General features: G+C 66.6%; 16 protein-coding genes. 7 read left to right on the top strand and 9 right to left on the bottom strand.

Going from position 1 to position 18,464, the window contains the following annotated elements; translation table 11 throughout:
- The first annotated feature begins 4 nt into the window (after nt 1-4).
- A complete protein-coding gene (gene hemH, locus AX767_RS18345; protein ID WP_068632635.1) occupies nt 5-1,057 on the top strand; it encodes a ferrochelatase in 1,053 nt (350 codons plus the stop codon).
- A gap of 3 nt (nt 1,058-1,060) precedes the next feature.
- Here hemH and AX767_RS18340 read toward each other — a convergent pair whose 3' ends face one another.
- The 9 genes from AX767_RS18340 to AX767_RS18300 all read right to left on the bottom strand — a co-directional run bounded on the left by AX767_RS18340 (nt 1,061) and on the right by AX767_RS18300 (nt 9,567).
- Entirely contained in the window at nt 1,061-1,567 is a 507-nt protein-coding gene (locus AX767_RS18340; RefSeq protein ID WP_068632634.1) for a DUF1993 domain-containing protein, read from the bottom strand.
- 64 nt (nt 1,568-1,631) lie between these two features.
- On the bottom strand, nt 1,632-2,507 hold the full coding sequence (locus AX767_RS18335; RefSeq protein WP_068632633.1) for an alpha/beta fold hydrolase: 876 nt from the start codon (nt 2,505-2,507) through the stop codon (nt 1,632-1,634).
- Nucleotides 2,504-3,571 carry a branched-chain amino acid ABC transporter permease gene (locus AX767_RS18330; RefSeq protein ID WP_068632632.1) on the bottom strand — a complete coding sequence of 356 codons (1,068 nt, stop codon included), beginning with the start codon at nt 3,569-3,571 and terminating at the stop codon, nt 2,504-2,506. Before AX767_RS18330 ends, AX767_RS18335 begins: the two co-directional genes overlap by 4 nt.
- A gap of 13 nt (nt 3,572-3,584) precedes the next feature.
- Entirely contained in the window at nt 3,585-4,526 is a 942-nt protein-coding gene (locus AX767_RS18325; protein WP_068633866.1) for a branched-chain amino acid ABC transporter permease, read from the bottom strand.
- Nucleotides 4,527-4,564: 38 nt separating this feature from the next.
- The gene (locus AX767_RS18320; RefSeq protein WP_068632631.1) at nt 4,565-5,293 is read right to left on the bottom strand and encodes an ABC transporter ATP-binding protein; all 729 of its coding nucleotides are present in this window, start codon (nt 5,291-5,293) and stop codon (nt 4,565-4,567) included.
- Nucleotides 5,290-6,054, bottom strand: a complete 765-nt coding sequence (locus AX767_RS18315) for an ABC transporter ATP-binding protein (RefSeq protein WP_068632630.1) — start codon at nt 6,052-6,054, stop codon at nt 5,290-5,292. Before AX767_RS18315 ends, AX767_RS18320 begins: the two co-directional genes overlap by 4 nt.
- Nucleotides 6,055-6,183: 129 nt before the next feature.
- The gene (locus tag AX767_RS18310) at nt 6,184-7,371 is read right to left on the bottom strand and encodes a substrate-binding domain-containing protein (RefSeq protein WP_068632629.1); all 1,188 of its coding nucleotides are present in this window, start codon (nt 7,369-7,371) and stop codon (nt 6,184-6,186) included.
- Nucleotides 7,372-7,526: 155 nt separating this feature from the next.
- Entirely contained in the window at nt 7,527-9,065 is a 1,539-nt protein-coding gene (locus AX767_RS18305; protein ID WP_082755073.1) for a sigma-54 interaction domain-containing protein, read from the bottom strand.
- A 40-nt stretch (nt 9,066-9,105) separates the two neighbouring features.
- Nucleotides 9,106-9,567, bottom strand: a complete 462-nt coding sequence (locus tag AX767_RS18300) for a hypothetical protein (RefSeq protein ID WP_156481084.1) — start codon at nt 9,565-9,567, stop codon at nt 9,106-9,108.
- 252 nt (nt 9,568-9,819) lie between these two features.
- On the opposite strand from AX767_RS18300, the gene AX767_RS18295 reads away from it, so the two are divergent.
- From AX767_RS18295 to AX767_RS18270, 6 genes are all read left to right on the top strand, one after another.
- Nucleotides 9,820-10,086 (top strand): hypothetical protein, encoded by a 267-nt coding sequence (locus tag AX767_RS18295; RefSeq protein WP_156481083.1) that lies wholly within the window; start codon nt 9,820-9,822, stop codon nt 10,084-10,086.
- Nucleotides 10,087-10,146: 60 nt separating this feature from the next.
- On the top strand, nt 10,147-11,931 hold the full coding sequence (locus tag AX767_RS18290) for an L-lactate permease (RefSeq protein WP_068632625.1): 1,785 nt from the start codon (nt 10,147-10,149) through the stop codon (nt 11,929-11,931).
- Nucleotides 11,932-12,016: 85 nt separating this feature from the next.
- Entirely contained in the window at nt 12,017-12,712 is a 696-nt protein-coding gene (locus AX767_RS18285; protein WP_068632624.1) for a CerR family C-terminal domain-containing protein, read from the top strand.
- Nucleotides 12,709-14,214: an efflux transporter outer membrane subunit gene (locus AX767_RS18280; protein ID WP_068632623.1), complete on the top strand. Its 1,506-nt coding sequence runs from the start codon at nt 12,709-12,711 to the stop codon at nt 14,212-14,214. The genes AX767_RS18285 and AX767_RS18280 overlap by 4 nt, the downstream gene beginning before the upstream one ends.
- Nucleotides 14,211-15,350: an efflux RND transporter periplasmic adaptor subunit gene (locus AX767_RS18275; RefSeq protein WP_068632622.1), complete on the top strand. Its 1,140-nt coding sequence runs from the start codon at nt 14,211-14,213 to the stop codon at nt 15,348-15,350. The genes AX767_RS18280 and AX767_RS18275 overlap by 4 nt, the downstream gene beginning before the upstream one ends.
- A complete protein-coding gene (locus AX767_RS18270) occupies nt 15,347-18,463 on the top strand; it encodes an efflux RND transporter permease subunit (protein ID WP_068632621.1) in 3,117 nt (1,038 codons plus the stop codon). Before AX767_RS18275 ends, AX767_RS18270 begins: the two co-directional genes overlap by 4 nt.
- The last annotated feature ends 1 nt before the right edge of the window (nt 18,464 follow it).

Raw genomic sequence — 18,464 nt, 5'->3', positions numbered from 1 at the left:
TCGCATGCCTTCAAGCCCTGCGCCCCGCACTGTCTCCCCCGTTCCAGCCTCCGCTGCGACCGCGCTCCCCGAGCCCACCGCCGTGCTCTGGTGCAACCTCGGTTCACCCGACGAACCCACCGCGCCCGCGGTGCGTCGCTACCTCTCGCAGTTCCTGCACGACATCCGCGTGGTCGAAATCCCGCGCGCCATCTGGTGCCTGATCCTGCACGGCATCATCCTGCGGGTGCGGCCGGCCAAGTCGGCCGCCAAGTACGCGAGCATCTGGCTGCCCGAAGGCTCGCCGCTCAAGGTGTGGACGAAGAAGCAGGCCGGCATGCTGGCCGGCTGGCTCGGCGAGCGCGGTCATCGCGTCACCGTGCGCGACGCGATGCGCTACGCCAACCCGTCGATCGCGTCGCAGCTCGACGCGCTGCAGGCCGAAGGCGTGACCCGCGTGCTCGTGATGCAGGCCTACCCGCAGTACTCGGCGACGACCACCGCCAGCGTGATCGACGCGGTCACCGCCTGGACGCGCCGCCAGCGCCGGCTGCCGGAGTTTCGCTTCGTCAACCGCTACCACGACGATGCCGGCTATATCGATGCGCTGGCGCAAGGCGTCGAGCGCTACTGGCAGCTCAACGGGCGCGGCGACGTGCTCGTGATGAGCTTCCACGGCATCCCGGCGCGCAACATCGCGCTGGGCGATCCATACCAGGGGCAGTGCCTCGAAACCGCCCGGTTGCTCGCGGAACGATTGCAGCTCTCGCCCGCCCAGCATCGCGTGACCTTCCAGTCCCGCTTCGGCCGCGCCAAGTGGCTGGAGCCCTACACCGAGCCGACGCTGCGCGAACTCGGCGCCGCCAAGACGCGGCGCGTCGACGTGATGTGCCCCGGCTTTCCCGCGGACTGCCTGGAGACGCTCGAAGAAATTGCGATGGAGGGCCGTGAGGCCTTCGTCCACGAAGGTGGCGGCGAGTTCCACTTCATCCCCTGCCTCAACGACAGCCCGGCGTGGATCACCGCGCTGGCCGATATCGCCGAGCGCCACCTCGCGGGCTGGTCGACGAAGTCCTGACGGTCAGGCGCGGCCGAGGAAGTCGCGCTTGCCGATGTCGACACCGCTGTGGCGAAGGATCGCGTAGGCGGTCGTCACGTGAAAGAAGAAGTTCGGCAGCGCGAAGTGCAGCAGGTAGGGCTGGCCGACGAACTCGATTTCGGTCGGGCCGGCCTTCATCGTGAACTGGCGTTCTTCGCTGCCGGCGAAGGCCTCGCGCGGCACCGACTTCAGGTAGTCGCGCGTTTTTTCGATGCGCGCCTTCAGTTCCTCGAACGTGGTCTCGGTGTCGGCAAAACTCGGTGCCGCGACGCCGGTCAGGCGCACCACGGCCAGCTTGCTCGCGTCGCTCGCGCTCTGGATCTGGAACGACAGCGGACGCATGTCGTCGGCCAACTTTGCGTTCACCAGCGTGGCCGGATCGATGCCCTTCGCCGTGGCGTGCACCATGCCCTTGTCGAGCAGATACGAGAGCTGCTGCAGGTTGTGCATGAAGACGGTGACAGAAGCGTCGTACATGGTGAGGGACATGGCTTTTCCTTGGGGTTGTTAGGGTGTGCGCAATGGCGCGGCGCGATTCTCGCGCCGAACGCCTTCACACGCCGGCTGCACGGATGAAGGCCTCGATCGGTTCCAGATGCGCCGACACGTTCAACGCGGGCGCGTGCCCGCAGCCCGCCACTTCGATCGTCTGCAACGCGCCCGCCGCGCCGGGGCCGCGACCGCGCATTTCGTCGATGACGGCCGGCAGCACCAGATCGGAATCGACGCCGCGCAGGCTCAGCACCGGCACCTCGATCGCGTCGTAGTGCGGCCAGATCAGATAGTCGTTGTCGTGTGCGCTGAACTGCCGGACCATGAGTGGGTCGTAGTGCGGCGTGATCTTGCCGTCGGGCAATCGGCGCGTCGACGTTTCGGTGAGCCGCCGCCACTGCGCATCGCTCAGCCAGCCGTACGGCTTGTAGACCGTGCGAAAGAAGTTCTCGAGTTCGGCGACCGTGTGGAACGCCGGCGGGCTCCCCGCATAACCGCGAATGCGTGCGATCGCCGCGTCGGCCACTTGCGGGGCGGTGTCGTTCAGCACGAGGCTCACGATGCGCTGCTTCATGCGCGGCTCGAACAGGCCCGAGGCGCACACCATGCCAATCGCCCCGCCCATCGACGTGCCGACCCAATGCACGCGATCGAGCGCCAGCGCGTCGCAAAAGTCGGCCGCGATTCGCGCATAGAACGAGAGCTGGTACTCGTCGTCCGGCAGCGGGCTCCACTGGCTCAGGCCGCGGCCGATGGTGTCGGGGCACAGCACGCGGAACCCCTTGCCCGCGAAATGCACCGCGAGCTCGTCCATGTCGCGGCCCGTGCGCGCCAGGCCGTGCCACGCCACGATGACCGGGCCGTCTTTCGGACCCCAGTCCATCCAGTGGATTTCGCGACCTGCGAACGTGGCGTAGTTCGATGTCGACAGGTTCATTTCAATGCCCTCGTGCGCAATTTGCCGACGATGCCCGTCGGGAAGTAATAGACCGACAGCACGAACAGCACGCCGAGCCACAGCAGCCAGCGGTCGGGCGACAGCAGCGCGGCGAGCCAGGGCAAGCCGCTCGAGGCATCACTCGCCAGCTTGAGCAGGTCCTGCAGGTAGCTCTGCGCGACGACGAACAGCGCCGCGCCGATGACCGCACCGTAGATCGTGCCCATGCCGCCGATCACGACGATGAGCAGCACGTCGACCATGATCTCGAAGCTGAGCGAGGTGTCCGGCCCGTTGTAGCGCAGCCAAATCGCGAGCATCGCGCCGGCCAACGTCGCGAACAGCGCCGACAGCACCGCGGCCGTGGTGCGATAGACCACCACGCGATAGCCGATCGCCTCGGCGCGGAACTCGTTCTCGCGGATCGCCTGCAACACACGGCCGAAGGGAGAGTTCACGATGCGCAGCAGCGCCAGCACCAGCACCACCGTGGCGACGAACAGCAGGTAATAGCAGAGCAGCCGCCCGTCGAGCGACACGCCGAGGAATGGCGCTTGCGCGAACTCGAAGCTCGGCGAGATCAGTTCGGGCAGCTTGAAGGTCAGACCGTCTTCCCCGCCGGTGAACTCGGAAAGTTGCGACGCCAGCGTCTGGAACGCCGACGCCACCGCCAGTGTGATCATCGCAAAGAAGATCGCGCGCACCCGCAGCGAAAAGAGGCCGATGGCGAGTGCGAGCAACAGCGAGACCACGAGCGATGCGCCGAGGCCAATAAGCAGCGCGTCCCACCCCGCGCCGAGGCGCGAGGCCGAGATCGCGATGCCATACGCGCCGATGCCGAAGAACATCGTGTGGGCGAAGCTCACGATGCCGGTGTAGCCCAGCAGCAAGTCGAAGCTCGCGACCAGCACGATGAAAACGAGGACTTTGGCCGCGACGCTCAGCGCCTTGACGCCCGGAAACAGGAAAGGCGCGAAGGCCAGCGCGAAGAACAGCGCGATGAGGATCAGCGCGAGCCAACGGCTGCGCGGCATGTCGTTGGAGAAAAGGCGTTTCAGGAACATGACGTCGCTCTTTTCACCGGCTGCTCGCCACGGGATAGACGCCCTGCGGCCGCCACAGCAAGATCGCCACCATCAGGAAAATGCTCGCGAACTGCGTGAGCGTTGGCACCAGGAAGCCGACGTAGTTGGTCATCAGCCCGACCAGCAGCGCGCCAATGAGTGCCCCGCCCGTCGAGCCCAGCCCGCCGATGATGATGACGATGAAGATCAGCGTGTTGACCTGCGCGCCCATCTGCGGAACCAGGTTCTGCTGGAACAGCCCCCACATCACGCCGCCCAGCCCCGCCAGCGCGCTACCGACGACGAACACGCCGACGAAGAGCTGGCCGATCCGATAGCCGAGCGACTCGACCATCTCGCGGTCCTGCACGCCGGCGCGGATCAAGAGGCCGATCTTGGTCCGGCCCAGCGTCCAGGCCAGCAGCCCGAACACGACGACGCCGACGGCCACCGCGAGCAAGCGGTATTTGCTGATGGCCGCATCGGCCAGGAACACCGACCCGCGCAAGGCCTCGGGCAGCGGCAGTGGAATCTGCGCCGGACCCCAGATCACCTTGATCAGCTCCTCGCCGATGATCATTCCGCCCATCGTGATGAGAATCTGCTTCAGGTGCTGGCCGTACACCGGCCGCACGATGAAGCGCTCGAACGCGAGGCCCACCGCGCCGGCGACGAGCATCGCCACCAGCATGGCCGGGAACACCGCGACGAGGTTGCGCCAGAGCTCGCCGGAGCCCGTCCAGTCGCCCATCAGGCCGAGCACGCTGCTCGCCACGAACGCGCCGAGCGCGATGAACACGCCGTGGCCGAAATTGAGCACGTCCATCAGACCGAAGATCAGCGTGAGGCCCGAGGCGATGATGAAGATGATCATGCCCATCGCCAGACCCGCCACGGTGAGCGTGAGCCAGGTCGAGAACGAACCCGTGAGCGGCAGCGCGACCAGCGCGACCATCGGCGCCAGCAACAGTGGCTTCCAGTCCAGATCGAATTTCACAGTGCCAGCCCCAGCAGCGATTGCTGCAGTTGTTCGTCGGCCGAGAACGCGGCCATGGTGCCGGCGTGCACGACGCGGCCGTTGTCCATCACCGCCACGTGGTCGCCCAGGCGCTGCGCGAAGTGGATGTTCTGTTCGACCAGCAGGATCGTCACGCCTTGGCGCTTGAGCTCGCCGAACGCATCGATCAGGTTGTTGATGATCGCGGGCGCCAGGCCCTTGCTGGGCTCGTCGACGATCAGCAGCTCGCGCGGCTCGACGATGGCGCGTGCCACCGCCAGCATCTGTTTCTGCCCGCCCGACAGCTTGCCGGCCGGGTGGTTCCAGAACTTCTCGACCGCAGGGAAGAGCTTGAAGATCCACTTCAGGCGGGTGTCGTCCATCGCCTCCGCGTTCTTCGCGCCGCGCGCGGCCAGCAGCATGTTCTCCTTGACCGTGAGGTCGCTGAAGATGCCCATGTTCTCGGGCACGTAGGCGATGCCGAGTGCGGCGATGTCGGGCGTGCGCAGGGCCGTGATGTCGCGGTCACCGAAGCGCACGCGCCCTTGCGAGGCATGCCACAGGCCCATCACCGTGCGCAGCGTGGTCGTCTTGCCCGCCCCGTTGCGGCCCAGCAGCATCGTGAGCTGGCCTTTGGGCACGGCGAGGTCGACGCCGTGGAGGATGTGGTACGCGCCGATGTGCGTTTGCACGGCCTCGAGCATCAGCAGGTTGGCGGTGCTCATGCGGCCTCCTTCGTCACGCCCAGGTAGGCTTCCTGCACCACCGGCGAGGCGATGACTTCCGCCGGCTCGCCATCGGCCACCAGCTGCCCGTTGTGCAGCACGATGATGCGGTCGGCCAGCTCGCGCACGACGTCCATCTTGTGTTCGACCAGGAGGATGGTCTTGGTCTTGTCCTGCTTCAGTTGCCGGATCAGGTCGAGGATGACCGGCGCTTCCGCCGCGTTCATGCCCGCGGTCGGCTCGTCGAACATGAAGACCTTCGGCTCCAAGGCCATCAGCAACGCGACTTCGAGCTTGCGCTGGTCGCCGTGCGGCAGGCTCGCCACGGTGGCGTGCTCCTTGGCCTTCAGGTTGACCTGCGCGAGCAGCTCATCAGCGCGCGCGGTTAACGCCTTGTGGTCGCTCCAGATGCTCCACAGGTTGAGGCCGTGGCGGTGCGCGCCCGCGCGCGTGGCCTGCACCGCGAGGCGCACGTTCTCCAGCACCGTGAGATTCGGGAAAAGGTTCGTGAGCTGGAACGCCCGGCCCAGCCCCGCGTGCGTGCGCGCCGACGGCGACAAGCCCGACAGCGATTGCCCGTCGAGCGACACCGTCCCGGCGCTCGCCTTGAGCTGGCCCGAGATCAGGTTGAAGTAGGTCGTTTTACCCGCGCCGTTCGGGCCGACGATGGCAGTCAAAGTGCCCGGTGCAAAGCTGCACGAGACATCGTTGACCGCGACGTGACCGCCGAAACGGATGGTTAGATTTTGGGTTTCAAGCATGGAGGCAAGCGAAGCGAGGCCCGTTCGTGGAACACCGCGGAACCGGCTGTGCCGGGCCGCAGGTGTTGCCCCCGGAAGGGGGTTGGCGAAGCGACACGAAGTGCGCGGAGACTGGGGGGGAGCCCAGGACTAGCGCTTGTTTTTGATAGGGATGTCCATCTCTTCCGGCTTGATCTCGTGGACCAGCTCGGGCACGCCCCAGGCGAACGCCGGGTCGTTCTTGATCTTGAAGTGGTACATCGACTGCATGGCCTGATGGTCTTCCTTGCGGAAGGTCATCTTGCCCTTGGGCGTGTCGAAGCTCATGCCTTCCATCGCGGCGATCAGCTTGTTGGCGCTGGCGTCGCCGTTGGTCTTCTTGAGCGCGGTGACGGCGGCCATCGCGGCCGAGAAACCACCCGCGGTGAAGAAGTCTGGCGGCGTCTTGAACTGCTTGTAGTGCTGCGCGACCATCGCCTCGTTCACCGGGTTCTTCGGGATGCCGAAGTAGTAATACGCCGCGCCTTCCATGCCCGGCAGATTCTTGTAGGCGGCCATGGCCGGCAGGATGTTGCCGCCGGTAGCGATCTCGATGTTGTAGCGCTTGAGGTCGAGATCGACGATCTTGAACGGGTTGCCCGCGCCGGCCCAGACGATCCAGATGATCTTGCGGCCCGGCACGTCTTTCAGCTTGTCGATCAGGCGCTGTGCGCCGGCCGTGAAGTCGGTGGTCGCCGGCGGCAGGTATTCCTCGTGCACCAGCTTCGCCTTCTTGATGGCGCCGGCAAAGGCCTTCACGCCGTCACGGCCGAAAGCGTTGTCCTGCGCGAGCGTGGCGAGCGTGACGCCCGCCTTGTCGACCGCCACCGCGTTGGAGATCGCGTCCTGCGAGCTGTTGCGGCCGGTGCGGAAGATGTACTTGTTCCACTTGTCGCCGGTGATCGAATCGGCCACGGCGGGCTCGACGATCAGGATCTTCTTGTATTCCTCGGCGACCGGCAGCATGGCCAGCGCCACGCCTGACGACGTCGGGCCGATGGCCAGCGCGGCCTTGTCATCGGAGTACGCGGCGGCGAGCAGCGACTTGCCCAGGTCCGGCTTGCCCTGGTCGTCTTTTTCGATCAGGACGATTTTCTTGCCGTTGACCATCATCGTGCCGCCCGTGGCGTACTCCAGGCCCATCTGCAGGCCGACCGCGGTCTGCTTGCCGTAGGCCTCGAGCGGGCCGGTCTTGCTGTAGATGTGGGCGATGCGGATTTCGTTGGACTGCGCAAGCGCAGTGCCCGATGCGGCAATGGTGGCCAGCGCGGCGGCGGCGATGAGATGACGACGGATCATGGTGTGTCTCCTGGTTGGAATGGCTGAATATTGCACAGGTCATGCCAACCCGGGAAACGCGTCCATTCACTGGAATTCGCCTCTTGCGCACCGCGAGATGCACAACGCGCAGACAACCAAATTGCCTGCAATTCAGACAACTGTCTGGGATTTATTCAGGGTTTTCCAGCGCTTCGCATTCCATCGCCGGCCATGCGGTCGTACAGCGTCGCGCGCGAAATCCCGAGCAGGCGCGAGGCCGCCAGCTTGTTGCCGCCGGTCGACGCCATCGCGGCGTCGATGGCGCGCTGCTCCAGTTCGGCGATCTGGGCCGCCAGCGGGCGCAGCAGCGCGGCCTCGTCGTCGGCCTGCACGGCGGTTGCCGACGCATCGGGCAGCGCGATCTTTTCGAGGCCGGTCTCGGCCAGCACGCGCTTCATTTCCGTCGCGTCGATACGCTGCAGATCGCTGCGCATGCCCATCTGTTCGAGCACGTTGCGCAGCTCGCGAATGTTGCCGCGCCAGTGCTGGCCCGCGAGCAGCGCCAGCGCGTCGGGCATGAGTTCCGGTGGCGCCTCGCCATTGCTGCGCAGTGCGATGTCTTCGCCGAGTGCCTCGACCAGCGCCGGAATGTCGCTGCGACGCTCCCGCAGCGGCGGCACGCGCAGCGGCAGCACATTGAGGCGGTAGTAAAGATCTTCGCGAAACAGCCCCTTGCGCACCAGCTCGGGCAGATCGCGTGAGGTCGCGGCGATCACTCGCGCATCGAAGGGCACGAGCTTGTTGGAGCCCAGCGGCTCGATCTCGCCTTCCTGCAGCGCACGCAGCAGCTTGGCCTGCAGGCCGAGCGGCATGTCGCCGATCTCGTCGAGGAACAAGGTGCCGCCGTCGGCCAGCTTGAACTTGCCGTCGCGCCCCTTGCGGTCGGCGCCGGTGAAGGCGCCGGGTGCGAAGCCGAAGAACTCCGACTCGAGCAGCGTGTCGGGCACCGCCGCGATGTTGACGCTCACGAACTGGCCCCGGGCCCGTGCCGATGCCGCATGGATCGCGTGCGCGAGCAGCTCCTTGCCGGTGCCGGTTTCGCCCAGCAACAGCACCGGGCTCGACGACTGCGCCGCACGCCGCGCGTGGCGCTTCACTTCGACCGCCGCCGGGCTGCTGCCGATGAAACTGGCGAAGGTGTATTTGGAGCGCCGCTGCCCGTCGACGGTCTGCTGGTACAGCGGGTTGTTGCGTTGGCTCGCCAGCTCGCGCCGCGCATCGTCGAGGTCGCGCTGCAGCAGCGCGAATTTGCTGATGAGCGGTTGCAGCGTGGTCTCGGGCTGGTCGAACAGCACGATGCCGATGGCACCGATCACGTCGCCCAGCACGTAGCCGGCATCGCCTTCGCGCTCTTCGTGCAGCGGGATTCGGCTCACCACGAACGTGCCGGCCTTGTTGGTCAGCAGGTCGATGAGGATGGGCTGGCCCGTTTCGAGCACCTGCCGCATCTGCGTGTTCGGGATCACGTCTTCGACCATGCGGCCGAGGAACTGGTCGACCGACGAAAACCCGAGTGCCGGCAGGAAGCGCTTGTAGCCTTCGTTGACCCACACGATGCGCCCGCTCCGATCGACCAGGAACATGCCCTGGCTGATGCTGGAGAACAGGTGGAACATCGATCGCGCAGCAAGCGCGAGGATGCCGTCAGGGTCGAGAGGGAGCGCAGGGGGCATGGCGCGGATCGTAGCGCGCAGCCCGCTGAGGCCGGGCGGGCTACGGGTTCTTGCGCGTCAGCTGGCCGAAGCGTTCGTAGACCGCAGCGGTCAGCTTTCTGATCTCGGTCTTGGCATCGACCTTGGGCAATTCGCGACCCTCGAGAATGGCGGCCGAATGCTCGGCCAGCCGGGCCGAAGACTGCGCCTCGTTCGCGCAACGCTGCGACTCCCTCAAGCGCTCGGGGTACTCCATTTGCGACAGGTCTTTCATGAGCGCCTCGCACACGCGCAACGACGCTGCGGCCGACGCCAGGGCCGCATGCACGCCCGCACGCACGCGGTTGCCATACGCAATTTCTTCTGCGTTGCGGAGCTCAGCTTCCTGCATCGAGGGCGGCAGGACACCGATCTCGGTGGGTGCGAAATAGGGCACGGCGGCCGTGGCGTGCGACCGCTCGCTCATCGCGTTCTTGACCAGTGCCAATGCCTTTTGAACTGCTCCCAGATCAGGGGATTCCATAGCGACTTCTCGTTGATACAACGTGGCAGTCTGAGCCGGAACCGGGGTCGCGGGTGTAGTCAATGGACGGGCATGCCCCCTTATTTGAAGAGGCGTGGACTTAAGTAGTCACTTTCGGGCTGTCGTGCTGCAACCTCGTCGCGTCGCACACCGCTGGCCCGTCGCAGACCAGATGCAGCGGGGGTCGCAATCGCGTGGTGCGGGCCTTCCAGAAGGCCAATGGCGCCGCGACGACCGGCAGGCTGCCGCCGCGTGGAAGGTTCCGATGCGCTGCCGCTCGGCACGATGAAGATCACCAACGAAGTGAAGAACCTCCCCGCGGGCCAGCTCGCGTCCTACGACGCGCCGAACGCACCCCACCTTCACTTCGCGGTGTTCCGGCTGGGGCCGGAAAGACAGTGGTGGGAGAGACCGCGCTCAATCTGTACCCCGCGCTACCGCGCATGCCCTGAAAGCGCAAGAAAAACCGCGATGCTGCAGGGCGATAAGCGCATCCAGCGGAACAGGGAGCCCGCTTAATATCTTTGTCACAAGCGCCTCGCACGGGACGCACCCTTCGACGTTCACCAAGGTTCTTGCATGAGTCCCGTCTACAGTCTTCTGGCCCTCGGGCCCATCGTCGTCGTCTTTCTGCTCATGGTCGTGCTTGGCCGCTCTGCCCGTCTTTCGATGGGCGCCGCCTATGCGATCACGGCGTTGATGGCGCTGTTCGTCTGGCAGGCAAGTGGCGCGGTCGTCGCGGCGGCGACCGTCAATGGTCTGCTGACCGCGATCACCTTGCTCTTCATCGTGTTCGGCGCAATCGTCTTGCTGAACACGCTGAAGGAGAGCGGCGCGATCGCGTCGATACGACAGGGCTTCATCGACGTATCGCCTGACCGGCGCGTGCAGGTGGTGATCGTGGCCTGGCTGTTCGGCTCGCTGATCGAAGGTTCTTCCGGTTTCGGCACGCCTTCGGCCGTGGGTGCACCGCTGCTACTGGCACTGGGGTTTCCGGCCATGGCGGCGGTGATGTCGGTGTTGGTGATCCAGTCCACCCCGGTCTCCTTCGGTGCCGTGGGTACGCCGATGCTGGTGGGTGTTCGTGCAGGCGTGGACAACAAGGCCGACGTGGCTGCAGCCATTGCGCCCATGCAACCGATGGACTATCTCCAGCAGATCGTGGAGAACGTCGCGCTGCTTCATGCGCTGACCGGCTTCGTGATTCCACTGATCCTGTGCGGCTTGCTGACGCGCTTCTTCGGCGAGCGCCAGTCGTTCACCGAAGGACTGAAGGCCTGGAAATTTGCCCTCTTCGCCGGCGTCGCTTTTACCGTGCCCTATTACCTGATCGCACGGCTCCTCGGCCCTGAATTCCCATCCATGGTGGGCGCAATGATCGGGCTGCTGATCGTCGTACCCGCCGCGCGACGCGGATGGTTCGTGCCGAAGGAGACCTTCGACTTCCCACCGCGGGAACGCTGGCTTCCTAGTTGGCTCGGAACGGTCGAAGCGCACGACGAGAAAATGCCCGCGCGCTTTTCGGTTCTGCGCGCGTTCTCCCCCTACGCGCTGGTCGTGCTGCTGCTGATCATCACGCGGACCGTGGCGCCGGTGAAAGCATTCCTGACCGGTCCCGATACGACGCTGCGCTTTGCAAATCTGTTCGACACCCCCATCTCCGCCTCGGCGCAATTCCTGTACTCGCCGGGCTTCATCCTGATTCTGGTGTCGCTGCTGTGTATCGCCCTGTTCCGCATGAGCGGGCAGCAGTATGTGCGCGGCATCAAGGACTCGGCCCGCACGATGCTCGATGCCGCACCAGCGCTGCTGCTGGCGGTGCCCATGGTCCAGGTGTTCATCAATTCGACGTCCGCCGATGGCAGCTTGGTGAGCATGCCGATGGCTCTGGCCGAGGGCGCGGCCGCGCTGGCCGGACAAGCGTGGCCTAACGTGTCGCCGTGGGTCGGTTCGCTCGGCGCGTTCATCGCCGGGTCCAACACCGTCAGCAACATGATGTTCTCGTACTTCCAGTTTTCCACGGCTCAGCAGATCGGGCTCGGCGTCAACGGCTCGGCCATCGTCGTGGCGTTGCAGGCGATCGGCGGGGCAGCCGGCAACATGATCTGCGTTCACAACGTGGTGGCCGCCGGCGCGGTGGTCGGAATGATGAATCGCGAGGGCGAGATCATCCGCAAGACCCTGATCCCGATGGCCTTCTATTGCATCCAGGGCGGCCTGATCGGCCAGGCACTGATCAGCGGCGATATGGTCTGGTGGGCGGCTGCAGCGATCTGGCTGGCCATCTTCCTTGCCATGATGTCTTTTGCAAAGGGCACTCCGCTGACTACCGCCCGCCGCACAGGAGCACCGCTCACCGCCTGAGTGGGCGCCTGCCCGATCCGGATCCAAAAGGGTCTCTAGCGGATAGATCAATCAATCGATTGATCTAGTGGTTTAATCACGCTCTATGAGCACTTCCATCCTCCCCGACGCGACAGTGCGCGTCTCGCGCAGCGACGGCATCGAAGCCCGCTCGCGCCTTCTCTACGCCGCGCTCGCCCTCTTCGCCGCCAAGGGCTACGCCAAAACCTCCACGCGGGAGATCGCCAAGGCGGCGGGGGCCAACATCGCGGCGATCAGCTATTACTTCGGCGACAAGGCCGGGCTCTATGCAGCGACCTTCACCGAGCCTTTCGGCGGCGATCCGCAGGAACTGATCGCGCAGTTCACGGCGCCCGGCCTCCCGCTCGAGGCGGCGCTGCGCATCTTCATGGTGGGCTACCTCGACGGGCTGAAGCAAGGCGACATCGCGCGGCAATGCATGCGGCTGCACATGCGCGAACTGATCGACCCGACCAGCGAGTGGAAGCACGCGATGGAGAAGGACATCCAGGCGCCGCACGAGGCACTGGCCAGCGTGCTGTGTCGGCACCTCGAAGTGAAGCGATTCGACGACGACATCCATCGCCTCACCTTCTCGGTCACCGGGCTCGCGATCCAGCTCTTCGTGATGCAGGACATCGTGGACGCGCTGCAGCCCCAACTGCTCGGCTCGACCGCGCAAATCGATGCATGGGCCGACCGGCTTGTCGCGTACGGTCTCGCGCTGGTCGCTGCCGAAGCGGCCCGCCGCCGCAAGTCATCAAGGAAGCAAGAGAAATGAGAAGACTGCAACGCATCGGCGTGCTTTGTTGCCTGCCCTTGGCGCTGGCGGCGTGCGTGACGCGCCCGCCGCCGCAAGTCGAGAGCCGCGCCCCCGCGCAGTGGAACGCCCCGCTGCCGCACGGCGGCTCGACCCTCGCGCTGGCCGACTGGTGGCGCCAGCTGGACGACCCGTTGCTGGTCGAGCTGATCGAGGCGGCCGAGGCGCAGAGCCCGACCCTCGCGAGCGCCGCGGCGCGGGTGAGCGAGGCGCGGGCCACCCGCGTGCAGGCCGGCGCCGCGTTGCTGCCAAGCCTGGACGGCAGCCTCTCGGCCTCGCGCGGCAACTCGTCGTCCTTCGGCGCCTCGGGCGCGACCGGCAGCGCCGGTGCCTCGTCGTCGTCCAGCCCGGCATCGACGGTGCCGCTCACGACGCTCTCGGCCGGCCTGCAATCGCGCTGGGAGGTCGACCTGTTCGGCCGCCTGCGTGCCGACCGCGACGCCGCGACCGAGCGCCTGGACAACGCCGATGCCAAATGGCACGAAGCACGCGTGGCGGTGGCGGCCGAAGCGGCCAACGCCTATTTCGCAGAGCGCGCGTGCGCGCAGCAGTTGGCGGTGGCCATCTCCGACACGCGTTCGCGCAGCGAGACCGCGCGGCTCACCGACCTCTCGGCGCGCGCGGGCTTCACCGCGCCGGCCGACGCGGCGCTCGCACGAGCGAGTGCGGCCGACAGCTCCGCGCGGCTCACGCAACAGCGCGCAACCTGTGCGGTGCAGCGCAAGGCGCTGGTCGCGCTCACGGGCCTCGACGAGAAGGCACTCGCGCAAAAAATAGCCGCTGCGCCTGAGCAACGTCCATTGCCGGCACTCGGGTCGGTTGCGAGCGTGCCGGCGCAGTTGCTGGTGCAACGGCCCGATGTGTACGCGTCGGAGCGCGCGGTGGCAGCGGCAAGTGCCGACGTCGGTTCGGCCGAGGCCGAGCGCTATCCCAAGCTCACGCTCTCGGGGAACATCAGCCGCCTGCAGATTCGCGGCAGCGGCTTCCGCGAGGCCTTCAACAGCTGGAGCGTCGGCCCGATCACGCTGACCGTGCCGCTGCTCGACGGCGGCGCGCGCGTCGCGAACGTCGACGCGGCCAAGGCGCGCTACACCGAGGCGGTGTCGCTCTACCGCGCCAACGTGCGCACGGCGGTGCGCGAGGTCGAGGAGGCGCTGGTCAACCTCGACGCCACCGCGGCCCGCACCGGCGATGCCGACATCGCGGTGCAGAACTACCAGACTTCGTTCAACGCCACGCAGGCGCGCTACGACAGCGGCCTGGCCAGCCTGTTCGAGCTCGAAGACTCGCGCCGCTCGCTGTTCGCGGCGCAAACCTCGCGCGTGTCGCTGGCCCGCGAACGCACCGAAGCGTGGGTCTCGCTCTACCGCGCCATGGGCGGCGGCTGGACGCGACCCGACAACGCCACCGCCACTGTTTCTCCCTCTGCCTCCACTGCCGCTGCTGCAGCGACCACGCCATGAAAACCATGAAACGTTCCACCCTCGTCATCGTGTTGCTGGCCGCGCTGGTGCTCGCCGGCGCGGCGTTCTTCGTGTTGCGCGGCAAGCCGGCCGACGGCACCAAAGGCAAGGACGGCAAGGCCGTGGCCGCACCGAAGGCGTCGCTCACCGTCACCGTCGCCAAGCCGGAAACCAGCGAGCTCACGCTCTCGCTCGCGGCCAACGGCAACGTCGCGGCCTGGCAGGAGGCCAGCGTCGGATCGGAGTCGAACGGTTTGCGCGTGGCCGATGTGCGCGTCAACGTGGGCGACGTGGTCAAGAAGGGCCAGGTGCTCGCCACCTTCGCACCCGAGACGGTGAATGCCGACGTCGCGCAGGCGAAGGCCGCACTGGCCGAAGCCCGGGCCAACGCCGCCGATGCGGCTGGCAACGCAACCCGCGCCAAGACGCTGGAGCAGACCGGCGCACTGAGCCAACAGCAGATCAACCAGTACCAGACCTCTGCGCAAACAGCGAAGGCCAAGGTCGAGGCCGCCGAAGCAGCGCTTGCTGTGCAGCAGGTGCGCGGCCGCAACACGCAGGTGCTGGCACCCGATGACGGCGTGATCTCGGCGCGCACCGCCACGGTCGGCGGCGTGGTCGCGTCCGGTACCGAGATGTTCAAGCTGATCCGTCAGGGCCGGCTGGAGTGGCGCGCCGAAGTGACGGCTGGCGAACTCACGCGCATCGCGGTCGGCACGCCGGTGTCGGTGGTGAGCGCGAGCGGCGCGCAGGTGAACGGCAAGGTGCGCAGCATTGCGCCGACGGTCGATCCACAGACCCGCAACGCGCTGGTGTATGTCGATGTGCCGAACGTGCTGCAGAACACCGGGCTCAAAGCCGGCATGTTCGCGCGCGGCGATTTCCTGCTCGGCCGCAGCAGCGCGTGGACGGTGCCGCAGGCGTCCATCGTGCCGCGCGACGGCTTCAATTACCTCTTGCTGCTGCAGCCCGACAACCGGGTGAGCCAGCTCAAGATCGAGACCGGCCGCCGCGTCGGTGACCGCGTCGAGATCACGACCAAGCTCCCCGCCGACGCCCGGGTGGTGGTGCAAGGCGCGGGCTTTTTGAACGACGGCGACCTCGTGCGCGTGGCGCCTGAAGGAACCAAGCCATGAACGTTTCCGCCTGGTCCATCCGGAACCCGATTCCGGCGGTGATGTTGTTCGTGCTGCTCACCTTCGGCGGCCTGCTGTCGTTCAACGCGATGAAGGTGCAGAATTTTCCCGACATCGACCTGCCGACCGTCACCGTCTCGGCCGCACTGCCCGGCGCCTCGCCCTCGCAGCTCGAAACCGACGTCGCACGCAAGCTCGAGAACTCGATCGCCACCATCCAGGGCCTGAAGCACATCACCAGCAAGGTGCAGGATGGCCAGGCGACGCTGATCGTCGAATTCCGCCTCGAGAAGCCGGTGCAGGAAGCGGTCGACGACGTGCGCTCCGCCGTGCAGCGGGTGCGGGCCGACCTGCCCGCCGACGTGCGCGACCCGGTCGTCACCAAGCTCGACCTGGCAGGCCAGCCGGTGCTGGCCTTCACCATCGCCTCGACCCAGCTGGACGCCGAGGCGCTCAGCTGGTTCGTCGACAACGACGTGACCAAGAAGTTGCTCGCGCTCTCGGGCGTGGGCGCGGTGAATCGCGTGGGCGGCGTCACGCGCCAGGTGCACGTGGACCTCGACCCCGCCAAGCTGCAGGCGCTGGGCGCCAGCGCGGCCGACATCTCGCGCCAGCTGCGCCAGGTGCAGACAGAAAGCGCGGGCGGCCGCTTCGACCTGTCGGGCAGCGAGCAGCCGGTGCGCACGCTCGCCACGGTGCAGTCGGCCGGCGAACTCAATGCCCTGCAGATCGCCCTGAGCGATGGCCGCCGCGTGCGGCTCGATCAGGTCGCGCGCATCAGCGACACGATCGCCGAGCCGCGCTCCGCGGCGCTGCTCGATGGCAAGCCGGTGGTCGGCTTCGAGGTGGCGCGCAGCCGCGGCGAGAGCGAAGTCGAAGTCGGTGGCCGCATCCAGAAGGCGCTCGCAGAACTGCGTGCCGACCATCCCGACATCCAGCTGACCGAGGCCTTTAACTTCGTGACGCCGGTTGAGGAGGAGTACGACGGCTCGCTGCACCTGCTGTACGAAGGCGCGATCCTCGCGGTGCTGGTGGTGTGGCTCTTCCTGCGCGACTGGCGCGCCACGTTTGTCACCGCGGTGGCGCTGCCGATGTCGGTGATCCCGGCGTTCATCGGCATGCATTTTCTGGGCTTTTCGGTCAACGTGATCTCACTGCTGGCGCTGTCCCTCGTCGTCGGCATCCTGGTCGACGACGCGATCGTGGAGGTCGAGAACATCGTGCGCCACCTGCGCATGGGCAAGAGCCCGTACGAGGCGGCGATGGAAGCGGCGGACGAAATCGGCCTCGCGGTGATCGCCACCACCTTCACGCTCATCGCGGTTTTTTTGCCGACGGCCTTCATGAGCGGCGTGGCGGGCAAGTTCTTCAAGCAGTTCGGCTGGACCGCTTCGCTGGCGGTGTTCGCGTCGCTGGTGGTGGCGCGAGTCCTGACGCCGATGATGGCGGCCTACATCCTGAAGCCGCTGGTCGGTGCCGAGAAGGAGCCGCGCTGGCTGCAGGTCTACATGCGCATGGCCTCGTGGTGCATGACGCACCGCTTCACGACGATGGTCCTGGCGACGCTGTTCTTCATCGGCTCGCTCGCGATGATTCCGCTGCTCAAGACCGGCTTCATCCCGCCGGACGACAACTCGCAGACGCAGGTCTACATCTCGCTGGCACCCGGTGCCACGCTGGCGCAGACCACCGCCACTGCCGAAGAAACGCGGCGTCGCGTGATGGAAGTGCCGCATGTACGCAGCGTCTACACGACGGTGGCGGGCGGCAGTGCGGGCGGCGATCCGTTCGCGAGTTTCGGCACGCCCGAAACGCGCAAGGCCACGCTCACCATCAAGCTCGATCCGCGCGGCGATCGGCCGCGGAAGCAAGTCATCGAAAACAACATTCGCGCCGCGCTCGAAAGCCTTCCGGGCGTGCGCAGCACGGTCGGTCTCGGCGGCTCGGGCGAGAAGTACATCCTGGCGTTGTCGGGCGACGACCCGGTCGCGTTGACCACCGCCGCGCGCAGCGTCGAGCGCGATCTGCGCACGATTCCCGGCCTCGGCAACATCACTTCGACCGCCAGCCTGATCCGCCCGGAAATCTCGGTGCGGCCCGACTTCGCGCGCGCCGCCGACATGGGTGTCACGAGCGCGGCCATCGCCGAGACCCTGCGCGTCGCCACCCTGGGCGACTACGACGTGTCGCTGCCCAAGCTCAACCTGGCGCAGCGGCAGGTGCCGATCGTGGTGAAGCTGGAAGACTCCGCGCGCCAGGACCTCGCACTGCTTGAACGCCTCGCGGTGCCGAGCGCCAAGGGTCCGGTGATGCTCGGCCAGGTCGCCAACCTCACGGTCGAGGGCGGGCCGGCAGTGATCGACCGCTACGACCGCTCGCGCAACGTGAACTTCGAGATCGAGCTGTCGGGCACCGGCCTGGGCGAAGCGAAGGAAGCGGCGATGAAGCTGCCCTCCATCGTCAACCTGCCGCCCGGCGTGCGCGTGACCGAAGTGGGCGATGCCGAGGTGATGACCGAGCTCTTCGCGAGTTTCGGCCTGGCGATGCTCACCGGCGTGCTGTGCATCTACATCGTGCTGGTGCTCCTGTTCAAGGACTTCCTGCATCCGGTGACGATTCTTTGCGCGTTGCCGCTGGCGCTGGGCGGTGCCTTCGTCGGCCTTTTGGTGGCGCAGAAGGCGTTGTCGATGCCCTCGCTCATCGGGTTGATCATGCTGATGGGCGTGGCGACGAAGAACTCGATCCTGCTGGTCGAGTACGCCATCGTCGCGCGCCGCCACCATGGCATGAGCCGATGGGATGCATTGCGCGACGCCTGCCACAAGCGGGCCCGGCCGATCATCATGACGACCATCGCGATGGGCGCCGGCATGCTGCCGATCGCCGTCGGCTTCGGCGCTGCCGATTCCAGTTTCCGCTCGCCGATGGCGGTCGCGGTGATCGGTGGCCTCATCACGTCGACGGTGCTGAGCCTCCTGGTCGTGCCCGCCGTGTTCACCTACATCGACGACATCGAGCACTGGATCCGGCGCACGGTGCGCAAGTTGCGCGGGCAACCTGCCGACCTGCACAGCGACGACGACCTGAAGCCGACGCCGCACGCGGCGAACTGAC

Origin of the sequence: Variovorax sp. PAMC 28711 (assembly GCF_001577265.1) — a bacterium.
Classification (GTDB): Bacteria; Pseudomonadota; Gammaproteobacteria; order Burkholderiales; family Burkholderiaceae_C; genus Variovorax.
This window is presented reverse-complemented; position numbering and strand designations above follow the sequence as displayed.